At 72.2% G+C, this 16906-nt stretch carries 16 protein-coding genes; 6 read left to right on the top strand and 10 right to left on the bottom strand.

Annotated features, from left to right (window positions below; translation table 11 throughout):
- The first annotated feature begins 29 nt into the window (after positions 1-29).
- Positions 30-1241 (top strand): DUF4032 domain-containing protein, encoded by a 1212-nt coding sequence (locus ACGFIK_RS18075; RefSeq protein WP_393340293.1) that lies wholly within the window; start codon positions 30-32, stop codon positions 1239-1241.
- A gap of 7 nt (positions 1242-1248) precedes the next feature.
- Here ACGFIK_RS18075 and nagA read toward each other — a convergent pair whose 3' ends face one another.
- From nagA to ACGFIK_RS18060, 3 genes are read right to left on the bottom strand one after another with little or no spacing between them, the layout of a single operon-like run.
- On the bottom strand, positions 1249-2358 hold the full coding sequence (nagA, locus tag ACGFIK_RS18070; protein WP_393340290.1) for an N-acetylglucosamine-6-phosphate deacetylase: 1110 nt from the start codon (positions 2356-2358) through the stop codon (positions 1249-1251).
- Positions 2355-3293: an ROK family protein gene (locus ACGFIK_RS18065; RefSeq protein ID WP_393340287.1), complete on the bottom strand. Its 939-nt coding sequence runs from the start codon at positions 3291-3293 to the stop codon at positions 2355-2357. Before ACGFIK_RS18065 ends, nagA begins: the two co-directional genes overlap by 4 nt.
- Complete coding sequence (locus ACGFIK_RS18060) at positions 3290-4219, bottom strand: sugar isomerase (protein WP_327023845.1); 930 nt, start codon at positions 4217-4219, stop codon at positions 3290-3292. The genes ACGFIK_RS18065 and ACGFIK_RS18060 overlap by 4 nt, the downstream gene beginning before the upstream one ends.
- Positions 4220-4408: 189 nt before the next feature.
- Between ACGFIK_RS18060 and ACGFIK_RS18055 the strand changes: the two genes are divergently transcribed.
- The 5 genes from ACGFIK_RS18055 to ACGFIK_RS18035 all read left to right on the top strand — a co-directional run bounded on the left by ACGFIK_RS18055 (position 4409) and on the right by ACGFIK_RS18035 (position 8608).
- Positions 4409-5194, top strand: coding sequence for a DeoR/GlpR family DNA-binding transcription regulator (locus ACGFIK_RS18055; protein ID WP_327023846.1), 786 nt, complete (start codon positions 4409-4411; stop codon positions 5192-5194).
- 185 nt (positions 5195-5379) lie between these two features.
- Positions 5380-6390 carry an ATP-binding cassette domain-containing protein gene (locus tag ACGFIK_RS18050; protein ID WP_327023847.1) on the top strand — a complete coding sequence of 337 codons (1011 nt, stop codon included), beginning with the start codon at positions 5380-5382 and terminating at the stop codon, positions 6388-6390.
- Positions 6387-7400: an ABC transporter permease subunit gene (locus tag ACGFIK_RS18045; RefSeq protein WP_327023848.1), complete on the top strand. Its 1014-nt coding sequence runs from the start codon at positions 6387-6389 to the stop codon at positions 7398-7400. Before ACGFIK_RS18050 ends, ACGFIK_RS18045 begins: the two co-directional genes overlap by 4 nt.
- A 189-nt stretch (positions 7401-7589) precedes the next feature.
- On the top strand, positions 7590-8006 hold the full coding sequence (locus tag ACGFIK_RS18040; RefSeq protein ID WP_393340285.1) for a DUF3263 domain-containing protein: 417 nt from the start codon (positions 7590-7592) through the stop codon (positions 8004-8006).
- Between the two features lie 92 nt (positions 8007-8098).
- Positions 8099-8608: a GNAT family N-acetyltransferase gene (locus ACGFIK_RS18035; protein ID WP_327023849.1), complete on the top strand. Its 510-nt coding sequence runs from the start codon at positions 8099-8101 to the stop codon at positions 8606-8608.
- Between the two features lie 3 nt (positions 8609-8611).
- Here ACGFIK_RS18035 and ACGFIK_RS18030 read toward each other — a convergent pair whose 3' ends face one another.
- From ACGFIK_RS18030 to ACGFIK_RS18000, 7 genes are read right to left on the bottom strand one after another with little or no spacing between them, the layout of a single operon-like run.
- Positions 8612-10897 carry an AAA family ATPase gene (locus ACGFIK_RS18030; protein ID WP_327023850.1) on the bottom strand — a complete coding sequence of 762 codons (2286 nt, stop codon included), beginning with the start codon at positions 10895-10897 and terminating at the stop codon, positions 8612-8614.
- Positions 10898-10934: 37 nt separating this feature from the next.
- Positions 10935-11429 (bottom strand): hypothetical protein, encoded by a 495-nt coding sequence (locus tag ACGFIK_RS18025; RefSeq protein WP_393340282.1) that lies wholly within the window; start codon positions 11427-11429, stop codon positions 10935-10937.
- A gap of 40 nt (positions 11430-11469) precedes the next feature.
- On the bottom strand, positions 11470-12234 hold the full coding sequence (locus ACGFIK_RS18020) for an ATP/GTP-binding protein (protein WP_327023852.1): 765 nt from the start codon (positions 12232-12234) through the stop codon (positions 11470-11472).
- Complete coding sequence (locus tag ACGFIK_RS18015; protein WP_393340279.1) at positions 12212-12685, bottom strand: DUF742 domain-containing protein; 474 nt, start codon at positions 12683-12685, stop codon at positions 12212-12214. Before ACGFIK_RS18015 ends, ACGFIK_RS18020 begins: the two co-directional genes overlap by 23 nt.
- Positions 12682-13152, bottom strand: coding sequence for a roadblock/LC7 domain-containing protein (locus ACGFIK_RS18010; protein WP_327023854.1), 471 nt, complete (start codon positions 13150-13152; stop codon positions 12682-12684). The genes ACGFIK_RS18015 and ACGFIK_RS18010 overlap by 4 nt, the downstream gene beginning before the upstream one ends.
- Positions 13149-15668, bottom strand: a complete 2520-nt coding sequence (locus tag ACGFIK_RS18005) for an ATP-binding protein (RefSeq protein ID WP_327023855.1) — start codon at positions 15666-15668, stop codon at positions 13149-13151. Before ACGFIK_RS18005 ends, ACGFIK_RS18010 begins: the two co-directional genes overlap by 4 nt.
- Positions 15655-16827, bottom strand: coding sequence for a hypothetical protein (locus ACGFIK_RS18000; protein ID WP_327023856.1), 1173 nt, complete (start codon positions 16825-16827; stop codon positions 15655-15657). Before ACGFIK_RS18000 ends, ACGFIK_RS18005 begins: the two co-directional genes overlap by 14 nt.
- Positions 16828-16906 lie beyond the last annotated feature (79 nt).

Below are 16906 nucleotides of genomic sequence, written 5' to 3'. Positions count from 1 at the left end.
CCGGCGGCCCAGCCGTCAGACTTGACGCCGTGCGGATCACTTCGGCCCTCGTGGACCCGGCCCTGCTCGACCTGCCCTGGTCGACACCGCTGGAGCAGTGGCCGGCCGAGCATCTGGTCGCCCTGCCGCAGGGCATCTCCCGGCATGTGGTGCGGTTCGTACGACTGGGCGGGTACGTCTACGCGGTCAAGGAGACCGGGGAACGGGTCGCCGAGCGGGAGTACGACCTGCTGCGGGCCCTGGAGCGGATCGACTTCCCCTCCGTGCAGGCGGTGGCGATCGTCGCCGACCGGGAGTCCGAGGCCGGTGAACCCCTCGACCCGGTGCTGATCACCCGGCATCTCCAGTTCTCCCTGCCGTACCGGGCGCTGTTCTCGCACACCCTGCGACCGGGAACCATGGGGCGGCTGCTGGACGCCCTGGCCGCCCTGCTGGTCCGGATGCACCTGACCGGCTTCTTCTGGGGTGACTGCTCACTGTCGAACACCCTGTTCCGGCGGGACGCGGGCGCCTTCGCCGCGTACCTGGTGGACGCCGAGACCGGGGCCCTGCGCAGCGCCCTCTCCAACGGTCAACGTGGTGAGGACCTGGAGATCGCCCGGGTGAACATCTTCGGCGAGGCCCTGGACCTTCAGGCCGCCGGCCTGCTGCACGACTCGATCGACCCGGAGGTGGTCTGCGAGGAGGTGGTGCAGCGGTACGAGCGGCTCTGGCACGAGATCACCTACGAGCAGCAGGTCGAACGGGAGGCCCGGCACGACATCGAGGGGCGGATCCGGCGCCTCAACGAGCTGGGCTTCGACGTGGCCGAGGTAGCCATGTCGACAATCGGCAACGGGCGCTACCTGATCCGACCCAAGGTGGTCGACGCCGGCTACCACCACCGGCGACTACTCCGGTTGACCGGCCTGGACGCCGAGGAGAACCAGGCCCGCAAGCTGCTCAACGACCTGGACGCCTACCGGGCGGAGAGCGACCTGACCGACGAGCAGCAGGCCGCCCACCGCTGGCTGACCGAGGTGTTCGAGCCGGTGGTCCGGGCCGTCCCTGCGCACCTGCGACGCAAGCTGGAGCCGCAGGAGCTGTTCGCCCAGATCATCGAGCACAAGTGGCTGCTCTCCGAGCGGGCCGGCCGGGATGTCGGGATGCGCCACGCGGTGCAGTCCTTCCTGACCGAGGAGTTGGTGCACCGCCCCGACGAGCAGGCCGTCCTGGGGGTGGAGATCCCGGCGCCGCGCTGAGGCGGGGTCACTGCACCCAGGCACCCGCCCGCATCACCCGGACGACATTCAGGTCCTCGTCGAGTTCCACCAGGTCGGCGCGGAGACCGGCCTGCAGGGTGCCCACCTCGTTGCCGAGGCCGATGGCGAGCGCCGGGGTGGTGGAGACCATGCGTACCGCCTCGGGCACCGAAAGCCCGGCGGCCACCGCGTGCCGCAGCGCCGCGTCCATGGTCAGGGTGCTGCCGGCGATCGCGCCGTCGCCTGACAGCCGGGCCACCCCCTCGGTGACGGTCACCGCCTGACCACCGAGTTCGTACTCGCCGTCCGGCATACCGGCGGCGGCCATCGCGTCGGTGATCAGGGCGCAGCGTTCCGGCCCGGCCGTGGAGATGGCGAAGGTCAGGGTGCCGTCGTGCAGGTGCACCCCGTCGGCGATCAGCTCACAGAACACGTTCGGGGAGCTCAACAACGCCACGGCCGGCCCCGGCTCGCGGTGGTGCACCGGACCCATGCCGTTGAACACGTGGGTGCCGACGCTGGCGCCCGCCGCGATGGCGGCGCGGGTCTGCTCGTACGTCGCGTCGGTGTGCCCGACCGCGGCCACCACCCCGCGCCCGGTGAGCATCTCGATGGCGGCCAGGGCCCCGTCCCGTTCCGGGGCCAGGGTGACCATCCGTACCGTCCCCTCGCCCAGCTCGACCAACTCGGTCAGTTCGTCGAGTGAGGGGTCGCGGAGAAACTGCGGGTTCTGGGCCCCGCAGCGGGCGGCGGACAGGTACGGCCCCTCGAAGTGGATGCCGGCAAGCACCCCCTGCTTGACCAGCGGGGCGAAGGCGGTGGTGGCCGACCGCATCAGCTCGATGGGGGCGCTGACCAGGCCGGCCAGCAGGCTGGTGGTGCCGTGGTTCAGGTGGAAGGCGGCGGCGGCCCGGGCGGAGTCCGCGTCGCCGGTGGTGAAGGTGTGCCCGCCCCCGCCGTGGTTGTGGATGTCCACGAAGCCGGGGACGATCCAGTGCCCGTCCCGCACCGACGGGTACTCGGCCACCGCGCTGATCCGGTCGCCCTTGACCTCGACACAGCCCTGTCGGACCACCCCGCTCGGGGTCACCACCCGGCCGTTCACCCGTACGGTCATGACATCTCCAACTGGTCGAGGGCGAGCAGGGCGGCGCCGAGGCAGCCGGCCTGGTCACCGAGAGCGGCCGGGACCAGTCGCGGTTCCCGGTGGAAGGTCAGTCGATCACGCAGTTCGCTACGCAGGGGGTCGAACAGCCCCGGACCGGCCTGGGCCAGGCCCCCGCCCAGCACGACCGTCTCCACATCGAACAGGGCCTGTCCGGTGGCCAGTCCGTCGGCCAGGGCCTCGACGGCCTCCCGCCAGACCCGGGTGGCCAGTTCCTCACCGGCGGCTGCCCGCTGGGCCACCTCGGCGGCGGTGATCACGGCCGGTCCGGCGGCGGCCAGGTCGGTGTAGCGGCGGGCCACCGCCGAGGCGGAGGCGATGGCCTCCAGGCAGCCGGATCGGCCGCAGCCACAGGGCGGGCCCCCGGGACGGATCAGGATGTGGCCGAACTCCCCGGCGGCGCCGTGTGCCCCGGTGGCCGCCGTACCGGCGACCACGTGCGCGGCGGCGATGCCGGTGCCGATCGCCACGAACAGCAGGTGCTCGGTGTCCTGGCCGGCACCCAGCCTCGCCTCCGCCAGGCCCCCGGCGCGTACGTCGTGGCCCAGCGCGGTGGGCAGGCCGAGCCGGTCGGCGGCCAGCTTCCGCAGCGGTACGTCCCGGAAGCCGACGTTCGCCCCCCAGAGGACCATCCCCCGGGCCTGGTCCACGATTCCGGGCACCACGATGCCGAGCGCGGCCGGGGTCAGCCCGGCGGACCGTGCGGTGGCGGCCAGTCCCTCGGCGACGGTCAGGATGGTGTCGACCACGGCCTCGGCCCCACGGTGTGCGCCGGTGGGATGCCGTTCGCTGTGCACGACGGCCCCGTCCGGACGGATCAGGGCGCATTTGATCCCGGTGCCGCCGACGTCCAGCGCGACGACGACAGTGCCGTCGCGCAGCCTCACGCGAGCACCACGGACCGGCTCAGGTGCCGGGGCGCGTCCGGGTCCAGCCCGCGACTCGTCGCCAGGGCCACGGCGAACCGTTGCGCCAGGATCAGGTCGGCCATCGGGTCCACCGGGGTACGTCCGGCGGCCCAGCGGCCCAGCACGGTACGCACCCCGTGGGTGCGGCTGTGGGCGAAGGCCGCGCCGGTGGCGGCGACATCCTCGGGGAGGCCCTCGGGCAGGTCACCGAAGGCCCAGACCAGCCGGCCGGGGGCGGCCACCGAGATCGGGCCGTGCCGGTAGTCCATGGCCGGGTACGCCTCGGCCCAGAAGGTGGCCGCCTCCCGGCACTTCAGGGCGGCCTCCAGGGCCAGGCCGATGGTCCAGCCCCGGCCCAGGAAGGTGACCTGCTCGATCAGGTTCGGGTCGATCGGCAGCGGGGCACGTACGGCCACCTCCGCGTCCGCGACCAGAGCGTCGATGTTGTCGCCGAGCTGGGTACGCAACAGGGCGAGCGCGGTGGTGGCGAAGCGGGTCTGCACTACCGCCCGTTCGTCCGCGAAGGGCATGGTGACGGCGGCGTCGGCCAGGCTCACCGCCGGGGAGGTGGGGTCACCGACCAGCACGGTGGTCGGCATCCGCCCGCGCAGGGCGGCCAGCAGGTCGAGGACCTCGGTGGTGGTGCCGGAGCGGGTGATCGCCAGCAGCCGGTCGTAGCGGCGGCCGGTGGGGAACTCGCTGGCCTGGAAGGCGTCCGTCTCGCCGTGCCCGGCGGCCTCCCGGCGGGCCGCGTACGACATCCCCATGAACCACGAGGTGCCGCAGCCGACGACGGCGACCCGTTCACCGCGGCGGGGTAGCCGGTCGAGGACCCGGGGGGCCAGGTCGGCGGCCTGACGCCAACAGTCCGGCTGGCTTGCGATCTCCGCGGGAACGAACGCCATGAGAACTCCTCGCAGCGGCTGCGCATTACGGCTCGTTTGGCCCGTCTTTCGAGCGTTATTCTGCGCGAAATCCGATGGAAATAGCAACCGCTGGGATGATCGAGCAATGCAGGGTTTTGCCTCATCGTAGTTTCGCGCACTAGTGTGCACGCAACCAATCACCGTTCGTGCAGACACGGAGGTCCCGGGGTGGACCGTTACGCGAGATGGAACGCCCTGCTCGAAATGCTGACCGACACCGGTCGGGTCACCGTGGAGGAGGCCGCCGACCGGCTGGAGGTTTCGCAGGCGACCATCCGGCGGGACTTCGATCAGCTGGCCCAGCAGCAGATGATCACCCGTACCCGGGGTGGTGCGGTCGCCAACGGGGTCTCCTACGACCTGCCGCTGCGCTACAAGACCGCCAAGCACTCCGCGGAGAAGCAGCGCATCGGCGCGGCCGCCGCGGCGCTGGTCACTCCGGGCACGGTGGTCGGCCTCAACGGCGGCACCACCAGCACCGAGGTGGCGCGGGCCCTGGCCGTACGTCCGGATCTCAACACCAGTGCCGAGGGCGCCCAGTTGACCGTGGTCACCAACGCCCTCAACATCGCCAACGAGCTGCTGGTCCGCTCCCGGATGAAGGTGGTGGTCGCCGGCGGGGTGGTGCGACCCAAGTCCTTCGAGCTGGTGGGCCCTTTGGGTGGGGCCCTGCTGCGCGAGGTGACCCTGGACGTGGCCCTGCTGGGGGTGGACGCCATCGACCCCCACCTGGGTGCCGCCGCCCATCACGAGGGGGAGGCGGCGATGAACAACCTGATGGTGGCCCGGGCCAAACGAGTGGTGATAATCGCTGACTCCTCCAAACTGGGGGGTCACGCCTTCGCCCGGATCTGTCCGATCGACCGGGTGGAAACCCTGGTCACCGACTCGGGTGCCGCATCCGAGGTGGTCGAGGCCTTCCGCGCCGCCGGGGTCCACGTCATCTGCGCCTGAGGGCGCGACACCACCCGCGCCGTCGATGCCGGCGCCCTGCGTACCTGCGTACGGCGGGTGAGGGGTGCCGCCGGGAGGGTAGGGCTGACTGCCGTCCGAAACGCTGATGCATACCGGGTATTGCCATCGGCTGCATACCGCGTATGGTGTCGTGGACACCCACACACCAACGGGGGAGGTGCAGCTTGCCAGCTGTCCTGGAAATCGAAGGTCTACGAAAGACGTACCGGAGCCGACGACGTGGCACCCGCAACGCCCTGGACGGCTTTGACATGCGGGTCGAAGCCGGCGAGGTGCACGGCTTCCTGGGCCCCAACGGGTCCGGAAAGACCACCACTCTGCGTACCCTGCTCGGGCTCATCCGCTCCGACGGTGGCCGGATGTCCATCCTCGGCCAGGAGGTGCCGGCGGCGCTGCCCCAGGTAGCCCGGCAGGTCGGCGCGATCGTGGAGAGCCCGCAGTTCTTCCCGAACTTCACCGCCCGCGACACCCTGTCCCTGCTGGCCGGCGCCGGCGAGGTGCCCGCCCAGCGGGTCGACGAGGTGCTGGAACTGGTCGGCCTGCGCGATCGGGCCGGCGAGCGGGTCAAGACGTACTCGCTCGGCATGAAGCAGCGCCTGGCGGTCGCCTCCGCCCTGCTGAAGAACCCCCGGCTGCTGATCCTGGACGAGCCGGCCAACGGCCTGGACCCGGGCGGCATCCGGGAGATGCGTACCTTGGTGCGCAACCTGACCGAGTCGGGGATGACCGTGCTGCTCTCCAGCCACATCCTCGGTGAGATCCAGCTGATCTGTGACTCGGTCACCATCATCTCGCTGGGCCGCCGGGTGGCCTTCGGCCCGGTCGACGAGGTGCTGGCCCAGCACTCCTCCGGCGGAATCCGGGTCCGGCTGGAAGCCGTGATGGACCTGCCGCTGGCCGCCAACGCCCTGCACGGCAACGGTTACCGGGTGACCGCGAACCCGGACCATCTGATGGTCTCCGGGGTGGACAAGCCGGCCACGATCACCCGGCTGCTGGCCGAACACGGCCTCTACGTCAGCGAACTCGCCCCGGTCACGGTGGACCTGGAGAGCGTCTTCCTCGAGCTGACCAACACCGCGCCGGTCCCCGGCCAGCACCGGCAGGTCGACCAGTCCGTACAAGTCGATGGGGCGGCACCGTCCGCACCCACCGGGGGAGGTTGGGGCGCGTGAGTCTCTTCCGTACCGAGCTGCGCCGGCTGGCCAAGCGGCGCTTCGCCCGCTGGACGACCGTGGGTGGCCTGCTGGTGCTGGGCCTGATCGTGGTGGGCCTGCTCCTGACCAACGAGAAGATCGGTCCCGAACAGTGGGCCGAAGCCCGTCGGGCCGCCGACCAGCAGTACCAGGAGCAGGTGCGGTGGGCCGATCAGGAGCGCGCCAACTGTGAGCGCGCGAAGGCGGCCGGCGAGAACGTCGACGACTACCCGGCCGACTGCGCGACGATCGCCCCGCCGGAACGGGAGAGCTACCAGGAGGAGTGGTACCTCCCGTCGACCTTCATCTTCAAGACCAACGTTCCGGACATGCTGGTCACCCTCGCGGCGATCCTGGGCATGGTCGGTTACGTGGTGGGGGCCTCCTTCATCGGCGCCGAGTGGAACAGCGGCGGAATGATGAACCTGCTGCTGTGGCGACCGAAACGGCTGACCGTCCTGTTGACCAAGCTGGGCGCGTTGCTCACCGGCATGCTGGCCCTGGCGGTGCCGGCCACCGCGGTGTGGTTCGGCCTGCTCTGGCTGATCGCCAACTGGCGCGGGACCACCGAGGGGGTGACCTCCGGGGTCTGGCAGTCCTTCCTGCTCACCGGGTTGCGCGGGATCGTGTTGGTGCTGGTCGCGGCGACCGTGGGCTTCGCCCTGGCCTCACTGGGCCGGCACACCGCGATGGCACTGGGCGGGGCGGTGGCGGTCATGGTGGTCGGCCAGACCGGGCTGACCATCATGCTGGAACTGGCCCAGGTCCGGTTCGCCGACGCCTGGCTATGGCCCACCTACCTGTACGCCTGGATGGCCAAGAGCACGACTCTCACCGACTGGCGATCCTGTGACGCCTCCTACACCGGTGAGTGCCAGCCGGCCACCATGGACATCACCATGCAGCACTCGTCGATCCTGTTCACGGTCGCGGTGGTGGTGTTCCTCGGCGGGGCCCTCTGGACGCTGCGTCGGCGCGACATCACCTGAGGACCGGCACCCTGGCCGCCCGTGGGCACGATCTCTCCCCGGATCGCGCCCACGGGCGGCACCTCTTTCGGCACCTGTTCCGGTGTGGCAACGGCCTCGGCGCGCTCCTGGTGCGTCGGCCGTGACCTGTGGTTAGGCTGGGAACCCGGCTGGCGTCGCCCGTGTCGGCCGCCCCCGTGAGGAGCCCCATTGCCGCCCGCCGACGCCACCCCGACAGCCCAGAGCCCCGAGGCCCGGGTGCCGACCGGCCCGGACTCCGGGGCGGTGCCGCTGCCGCGTTCCGCACCCGAAGCCGAGTCCGCACCGACCGCCGCTGCCGAAGCCTCGACCACGGAAGCCGGAGCACCGACCGTCGCTGCGGGCCCGGAGTCGGTTGGTGCCCTCGGCGAGCGGGAGCAGGAGATCCTCGCCTTCGAACGGCAGTGGTGGCGGCACGCCGGCGCCAAGGAACAGGCGATCCGGGATCGTTTCGGGCTCTCCGCCACCCGCTACTACCAGTTGCTCAACGCCCTGCTGGACAATCCGGCGGCGCTGGCCGCCGACCCGGTGCTGGTCGGCCGACTGCGCCGGCTGCGCGCCTCCCGGGCCCGGAGCCGCCGCCGCTGAACCGACCCGACTGGTCGATTCCTGCGGACCGGAGGGGCACCTCCTCGGCAACCCGGTGGACTTCCCCGGCTGAGCGCGGAAGACTCCGGCAGGTGACGGGTGCGGTCCGGTTGGAGCCGGTGGACGAGCAGAATCTTGAACCGTTGCTGTCCGTGGCAGCCGCTGAGGCGGAGCCGGACGACGTGATGCCGCCGGTGGATGCCCCGGCCGGCTGGTCCCACGCCCGCAGGGAGGCCTTCCGGGAGTTCCACCGGGCCAACTTCGGTGGTCTGCACTCGGCCACCCGCACCGCCATGTACGCGATCATGGCCGGGGGTGAGGTGGTCGGGATGATCCGGATGACCCGCCGGGACGCCCCGGACACCGTCGAGGCGGGCATGTGGCTGGGTCGCTCCGCCCGGGGTCAGGGCCTCGGCGCGGCGGCGTTGCGCGAGTTGTTGAACCTGGCCGCCGCGGCCGGGATGCGGGTGGTGGTCGCCGACACCACACCGGAGAATCGCGGGGCGCTGTCCGTGCTGGAGAAGTGCGGCGCGAAGCTACGCGAGGACGGCGAGAAGGTGTACGCCGAGATTCACCTCGACTCGACCCCACCGGCGCTCTAGGGCTCAGCTCCGCTGCTCGGCGTACGCGGCCAGCCAGGCCACCTGGGCCGGATCCAGGGAGGGGCGGACCCGACTGCGGGCGGTCTGCACGTGTGCGGCCGTGACCGTGGCGGCGGTCAGCGACTCGCGCATCGCCGCCAGGGCCGCCTCCCGGACCAGCGCGGCGCAGTCGGCGGCCGAGAAGCCGTCCAGGTCTCCGCCGAGTTCGTCGAGATCGACGTCCTCGGCCAGCGGCACGTTGCGGGCGGCGGCGCGCAGGATCGCCGCGCGTGCCTCGGCGTCCGGTGGCGGCACGTAGACCAGCCGTTCCAGCCGACCCGGGCGCAGCAGCGCCGGGTCGATCAGGTCGGGCCGGTTGGTAGCGCCGACCACGACGACATTGCGCAGGGCCTCCACCCCGTCCAACTCGGTGAGCAGGGCGGCCACCACCCGGTCGGTGGTGCCACCGTCGGTGGCCTGGCCGCGTACCGGGGCCAGGGCGTCCACCTCGTCCAGGAAGACGAGGGTCGGGGCGGCCTCCCGGGCCCGGCGGAACAGTTCGCGGACGGCCCGTTCGCTCTCGCCGACCCACTTCGACAGCAGTTCCGCGCCCTTGACGGAGAGCACATTGGCCCGTCCGGAGCCGGCCAGGGCGGTCACCAGGTAGGTCTTGCCGCAGCCCGGCGGGCCGTAGAGCAGCACCCCGCGAGGTGGCTGCACCCCCAGTCGGGCGAAGGTGTCCGGGTAGGTCAGGGGCCAGAGCACGGACTCGGTCAACTGCTGCTTGACCTCTACCAGGTCACCGACGTCGTCCAGGGTGACCCGGGCCAGTTCCAGGGTGGAGGCGGCCATGGTCGTCGGCCGGACCACCTCCAGGGCGGCCGTGAAGTCGGCCATCCGTACGGTCGGGTTCTCGGCCGACTTCTGCCGCCGCGCCGCGCGGACCCCGGCCTCCCGGACCAGCGCGGCCAGGTCGGCGGCGACGAAACCGGGGGTACGCCCGGCCACCTCCTCCAGCCGTACGTCCTCGGCCAGCGGGACCGGACGGGTCAACACGGTCAACTGTTCCCGGCGCAGGGCGGCGTCCGGCAGGGGCACATCGATCCGTACCGAGAGCAGATCCGGGGACCGCAGCGCCGGGTCCATGGCCTCCGGGCGGCTGGTGGTGCAGACCACGGCGGCGCCGGCCCGGACGATCTGGGCCAGGCACTGGCGGAACACCGTGGCCACCGGTCCCGGGGTGTCCGCCGGGGCCAACGCCTCCACGTCGGAGACCAGCAGCACGGCCGGGCCGTCGGTCAGCACCTCGGCGGTGGTCGCCCGCAGTCGGTCCGCCGCCGAGGAGTTGGTCAGCGCGGCGATCTCGGGTGCCCAGAGTGGATGGACCCGGGCTCCGACCTGAGCGGCTACCGCCCGGACCAGGGCCGACTTGCCGGAGCCGGCCGGACCGCTGACCAGCACCCCCAGCGCCACCGCGGTGCCCAGCCGGGCCAGCACCTCGCGGTGGTGGAAGCCGAGGTCCAGCAGTTCGTTCAGCTCCTCGGCCTGGGCCCGCAGGCCGGGCAGCTCATCCACCGAGGGGACGTGCTCCTCCTCGGTCGCGCCCCTGGTGCCCGTCCAGTCGGCCTGAGACGTACCGGCGGTGGTGGCCCCACCGGCCTGGACCCTGACCGCCCCACCGGGACCGGCCAGGGAGGCCGTGCGGGTGGCGATCGGGTCGGCGACACCTCCGGTGGCGGCCCCGTGCTGCCAACCGACCATGGTGTCCATGGTTACCAGGGCACCCACCTCGGGTTCGACCGCGACGACCCGCAACAGGGTGCTGGTCCAGGCGTAGCCGACCCGGTTGGAGAGGCTGCGCCGGGCCGCCTCGACCAGGTTGCGGGTGGCGGCGTCCGGCAGGATGTCCTGGGGCAGCAGGGAGACGTCGTCCCCGGTGGTGACCACCTTGCCCAGCAGGGCCAACCGGAGCATCTCCGGGGAGACCACGGCGACTATCTGCGCCGGCCCGGCGAGCAGCACCCGGGTGGCCGCGACGACCGGGGTGGCGCTCACCCGCACCTGCCCGCCGTCGCGGAGACCTAGGTTGCCCAGGATCAGGTCATCGGCGTACAACAGCGCGGTGCTGGCGGTCGACTCGGCCGGGGCGACGATGCCGGCGGTCACCCGCTGGCCGGTCAACTGGACCGGGTCCCCCGGCCGCAGAGCCAGGGCGGTGAGCACCTCGGGGTGCAGCCGGACGACGCCGCGCCGGGCATCCAGCGCGGCCGGACGCAGGCTCGCGGTCAAGGTCAACTCGGGTTCGCCCATCGCCTGACCTTAAACGGCGCGATCATCCCGCGTCCGGTCAGCCTGGCGGCTCCTCCCCGGCCAGCAGGGCGGGGTTGCGGCGGATCAGCTCGGCCAGCCGGGCCGCCGGAGCGCCGGGCAGGGTCTCCTGGCTGGCCGGCCAGTCGGCGACGGTGTGCTCCGACAGCGGCCAGGCCGGGGGTGCCACCACCGGCTGCCCGGTCACGGTCACCTCCGCACCGGTCCAGGCCACCCGCAGGTCGTACGCCTGCCCGTCCTGGTCGATCCGGGCGGTGACCGCCGTGCCCGGATGGACCGCGACGGCGGCCCGCAGCGCCTCGACGACATCGTCGAGCACACCGCGTGGCGGGGACCCGGCCGGTGCCCGGGGGGTGGTCCAGCCGGGCCCGGCGTTGCGGCCGCCGGAGGAGCCCTCCGGATCCCCCGCCCCGGTTGCCTCGTCGGCTCTGTCGGTGGCCCCGGTGGACCGGCGGCGCAGGGCCTCCTCGCGCCGCCGCATCCGAGCCAGGGTCTCGTCCAGCCCGCCTCGCATTCGCCTCACCCCTTCCCACCAGGGGCTTGAGCCGTTCGGCTCAGGCCCGCTTGTCCCGGGTGGCCCGCACCAGCGCCCGGTCCAGGACGACCAGCAGGGCGTCCCGTACCGAGAGTCGGTCACGGGCGTCGAACTGCACCAGAGGTACATGGTCCCCGATCGCCAGGGCCCATCGGATCGCACCGAGGTCGTGGGCCAGCCGCCCGTCGAAGGCGTTCACCCCGACCACGAAGGGCAACCGGGCCCGCTCGAAGAAGTCGATAGCCGGGTAACTGTCGTCCAGCCGGGCGCTGTCGACCACCACCAGCGCCCCGAGTGCCCCGCGCGCCAGGTCGTCCCACATGAAGCCGAAGCGAGCCTGACCGGGCGTACCGAACAGGTAGAGCTTGAGGCTGCGGTCGATGGTGACGCAGCCGAAGTCCATCGCCACCGTGGTGGTGGTCTTGTCGAAGCGTTGTCCCGGATCGTCGACCCCCAGCCCGGCGATGGTCATCTCCGCCTCGGTGGTCAGCGGTTGGATCTCCGAGATGGAGGCCACCGTGGTCGTCTTGCCCACCCCGAAACCGCCCGCGATCAGAATCTTGACCGGGATCGGTGGCGCGGGGCGCGGGGCCGGGCCCATCCCGGCCGGCGCGGGGGCCGAGGGAGGGTACGGCGCCCCGGCCGGCCGGGGCGGGGGCGCAGTGGCCCGACCCACCACCGGCGGGGGCACCGGAGGGGGGCCGCCGTAGCGTGCCGTGGCGCTGTTGGCGGTGAGCGCGCCCTGTGGGGCGACCGGCCAGTCAGGAGATTGCACGGAGTCCATCAATCACTCGCAGGATGATGTCGGGGTCGAGAGCCTCGTCGGCGTCGGTGACGTGCACATCGAGATGACCGGCCGCCCGCAGGTCACCCACCAGCACCCGGGTCACACCGAAGTGCAGCCGGGTCTTGGCGGAGATCTCGGCGACCGAGATCGGCTCGTCACAGAGTGCCACGATCGCCTGGAGTTCCGGGGTCAGCCGGGCGGCTGTCAGGTGCCGCGCCTCGGCGGTCGACCGGGCCGTCACCTGGGTCTCCAGGCCGATCGTCGGGTCGGCTCCGGCCACCCGGCCGGAGGTGAGCACGAACGGGCGCAGGCCGGTCGGTGTCCCAGGTTCCGTCCCGACCGCCGCCGGTGTCTCCGTCGGGTCGGGGGCGACCGGACGGGACTCGCGCAGATAGGGCCGGATCCGGGGGACCGGCCCCGGATCCGCACCGGCGGCGTCGGGGTTCACTGCTGTACGGAATTCTTGAGTTCGGCGATCAGACGCGGTGTCAGCGCACTACCGGCTCGACCGGCGAAGAGGGTCATCTCGTAGGCCACCGTGCCGAGATTGGCCGACCGGTCGGCCACCACCCCCAGCACCGAGCCGCTGCTGATCGCGCTGATCAGCAGATACCCCTCGGCCATGTCCACCACCACCCGGTTCAGCCCGCCGAGGGCGTACCAGCTGGCGGCGCCACCGGCCAGGCTGGTCATGCCGGAGACCACCGCGGCCAGCCGTTCCGCGTTGGACCGGTCCTTGATCGCGGACATGGCCATCAGCAGCCCGTCCGACGAGACGGCGATCGCCTCCACCACGCCCGCCGTGCTGGAGGTGAAGGTGTCCAGCAGCCAGTTGAAGGTGCGGGCCTCGGGGCTGAGGTCCCCGACCGGGTGGCCTGAGTGGTCGAGGTTCTCGTGTACGTGCGGGCTGGTCAATGTGGCGTTCCTTCGTCGTCGCTGCGGTCGGGGCGGACATCGCGCAGAGCCCGGGCGACCCCGGTCTCGAACGCGTTGAGGAGATCGCGTACCTCGGCCGGGTCGCCGGGGTGGTCGGTGATCGGCGGCCGGGCCGGGGTGGTGACCAGGTTCGCACCGGGGACCCGCCGGGTCAGATGGGTCGGCGCGCCCGACGGTGCGGGGGCGATCGGCTCGGGGAGGACCTTCCCCCGCTGCTGTTCGGCCCGGCGTACCCCGGATTCGAACTGTTCGACCAGGCTGCGGGCGGCGATCGGGTCGGCGCCGGTGGCGTCCACCGGGCCGACCCCGGGTGCGATCCTGGGCAGGCTGGCCCCGGGCACCCGTTGCCGGATTCCCGGCGGCGGGGTGGTCGCTCCGGCCGGTGCCGTCGGCGCCGGGACCGGTCCGCCGGTCGGGCCGACGGTCACCTCGCGGCCACCGGTGGCGAAGGCGTTCCATGACTCGGCCAACTCGAGGCTCTCGGTCGCCCGGCTCAGCAGCCGCTGATCGAACCCGCCCGGCCCGCCGGCACCGACGGGTGCCAGCGCCTCCCCGGGTCGGGCCGGGCCCACCGGCATCGGCTGGGGGCGGCCCGGTAGGGCCGGCCGGACGGTGATCGGGGTGGCCCGGGGCGGCTCGATCGTGCCGAGGACCAGGTCCGCCCGGGGGATCGACAGGGTGGCGGTGACCCCGCCGCTGAGGGTGGTGGACAGGGCGACCGTCCAGCCGTGCCGCCGGGCCAACCGGCCCACCACGAACAACCCGAGCACCTCGGTCGGGACCAGGTCCAGCCGCTCGCGTCGGGTCAGCCGGGCGTTCTCCTCGGCCAGTCGTGCCGCCGTCATGCCGATCCCGTGGTCCACCACGGTCAGCCGGGCACCCTCGTCGGTCAGGTCGCCGCTGACCACCACCCGGGTGTGCGGCGGGGAGAAGACGGTCGCGTTCTCCATCAGCTCGGCCAGGGCCAGCACCAGGTCACCGACGACCGCCGGGGCTGCGGCCACATCGATGGGGGCCTGCACGTCGACCCGGGTGTAGTCCTCGATCTCACCGAGGGCCAGGCGGACCACGTCGGCCAACGGAACCGGTGCGGCGTGCACCACGTCCCCGGCCGCCCCGGAGAGCACCACCAGGTTGCCGGCGTTGCGCCGCAGTCGGCTGGAGATGTGGTCGAGGCGGTACAGGTTCTCCAACCGTCCCGGGTCGGTCTCCTGCTGCTCCAACCGGTCGATCAGGGCGATCTGCCGACCGACGAGATTCTGGGTACGCCGACCGACGTGCCCGAACATCTGGGCCACGTTGCGTCGACCCGCCACCTGCCGCTCCACCAGCTGCGCGGCGGTGCTCTGGACCCGTTCGAAGGCCCGGGCCAGGTCACCGATCTCGTCCTGGCCCCGGATCTCCACCCGGTCCAGGCGGATCGACTGAGGCTGGTCGGACTCGTCGTCGGCCACCCGCAGCAGCTCGGACTCGGCTACCCGGGCTACCCGGTCGGCGGACCGGGTGAGTCGGGTCAGCGGCCGAGCCACCGACCGGCCGATGACCAGGGCCAGCAGCACGACCACCAGCATGATCAGCAGTACCAGGGCGGTCACCCAGTACGCGGCGATCAGCGCGGACTGCCGCTCGGCGCGTACCGCCGCGGTGACGTCGGTGACCAGCTTCTTCTCCACGAACTGACCCAGGGTGATCAGGGAGGAGGTGGTCGGATAGAGGGCCTCCAGGGGAATCCGGGACGCCGCGGTGACCGGGTCCAGGGCGCTCTGGTCGAGGAAGTCCTCCCCGGCGCGGGAGTCCACCGCGGCCTGCTCGATGTCCAGCAACCCCAACTGGTCGGGGCTGAGCAGGCCGATCATCTGGTTGCTGTCCGCCCGGAGGGTGGCCATGTTGGCCACGAAGGCGGTGGCCAGCTCCGGACGGGGGTCGGCGGCGATCAGCACGATGAGGGCGGACCCGGCGCTGATGCCCTCGCTCTTGCGCAGGATGCGGTCCAGGGCCAGCACCTGCCGACCGACCGGGGTCCGGGTGTCCACGTCGTACGGCAGTCGCAGCGAGTCGATCAGGGCCAGGTGCACCGGGGCGTAGGTGCCGATGATCTGGTCGGCGGTGGCGCGGTTGGCGAGGGTGGCCGTGCGTACCGGAGTCAGTTGCCGGACCCCCTCCAGCGCCGCGGTCACCCCGGGGGACAGCTCCTCGCCCAGTTCCGCCCGGAGGTCGAAGACCAGGTCGTCGACCTCAGCGATCTGCTGGACCAGGTCCCTGCGGTCGATCTGTCGCAGCAGCAGACCGACCGCGAGCATCCGTTCCCGTTGCAGGTGTTGCAGGATGGTGCCGACCCGGTTGGCGACCTGCACGGTGCTGGCGATGTCACCGGCCCGCCGGGCCACCCCGGCCCGTTCCGCGACCACCGGCAGGGTCAGCCCGAGCATGCAGAGCACCGGGATCAGCACCAACAGGGCCAGCTTGCCCCGGATCCGAAGCCTATCGAGCAGCATCGAAGGGCCTCCAGCGATCCGGATCGGGGCTGTTGCCCACGGCCACCGGGGACCGTTGCGCCGGCATCTGCTCCCACCGGGTGGTGGTCGGCACGGTCGGGTCGACACCCGTCGGGGCGCCACCGGCCGGGTCCAGGGCTACCGGGTCGTCCTTCCGGCGGGCCGACCAACCGGTCACCGCCAGGGCGACCAGGAGCAGTACGGCCACCCCACCCGCGCCGAGGACCAGCAGGTCGTCCCGGTTGAGTTCATCGATCCGCTCGACCAGCAGCCGGTCGACCTCGTCCAGCAGAACCGGCTGTAGCTGCTTGGCGGCCTCGTGCGCCTCCAGGCGGGCCCCGGTGAGCCGGACCAGGTCGATCGCACCGGTCCGGTCCGGTTGGGAGGTCAGCGCCATCGCCTCGACGCCCCGCTGGTAGGCGTCGAAGGGGGTGAGCACGTGCCCGCCGAGGTCGGCGCTCTCCGAACTGTCCATCACCGCCCGAAGGTTGTTGACCAGGTCGTTGGCGGGCTGGAGGGCGGCCACCCGGTAGGCGGCCAGTTCGCTCAGGGAGCGCAGCCGTTCGCTGTCGGGCCGCCGTTGGACCAGGGCGACCAGGTCGGTGAGTCGACCGGCGGCGACCAGGGCCTCCGGCATCTCCTCTCCGACACCGTCCTGGAGGAAGTACGAGTCGGCACCGGGGTCCTGGACCAGGCCGGATGTCTCCCGCACCTTGGTGTGTAGGGCCAGCAGCAGGTCGGTGACCTCCCGGTAGGCGCTGAAGGCGGCCTCCGGATCGCTGAGCGGTCGCTCCGGAAGGGCCTCCAGTTTGGCCCGCAGACCGGCCCACCGTTCTCCGGTGCGCAACTCGCCGCCGATCTCGGCATCCACGGCCGCCACCTGCTCCACCGCCTGGTCCAAAGCCAGCCTGGTGGTCGGCCGGCGGGCCACCGCGGCGCTCTGCGCGTCGACCAGCGCCACGGTGAGTGGCCCCAGGGTCCGCAGGTAGGTCACCCCCAGCCGTTCCCGCTCGGCGACCTCCCGGTCGGCGTCGAGGAGCCGGTGGGCCTGCCCGGTGAGCAGCGCCACCGGCAGCAGCAACGCGACCGTGAGCAGCAGTGGCAACAGCCGACCCCGGGTCCGGGGTCGGCGACGGACCCGCGGAGCGGGAACGGTCATGGTGATCTCCTCGGGCGGGGACGCAGGTTCGGCCAGTGGCGTCGACGAGCCGGTCCCGTGCGCCGGACCGGAAACTAAT

The sequence above is a fragment of the Micromonospora sp. NPDC048871 genome (assembly GCF_043198155.1).
In the GTDB taxonomy this organism is placed as follows: domain Bacteria; phylum Actinomycetota; class Actinomycetes; order Mycobacteriales; family Micromonosporaceae; genus Micromonospora.
Note: the sequence above shows the minus strand (reverse complement) of the source record. Positions and strands in the feature narration are given on the sequence as shown.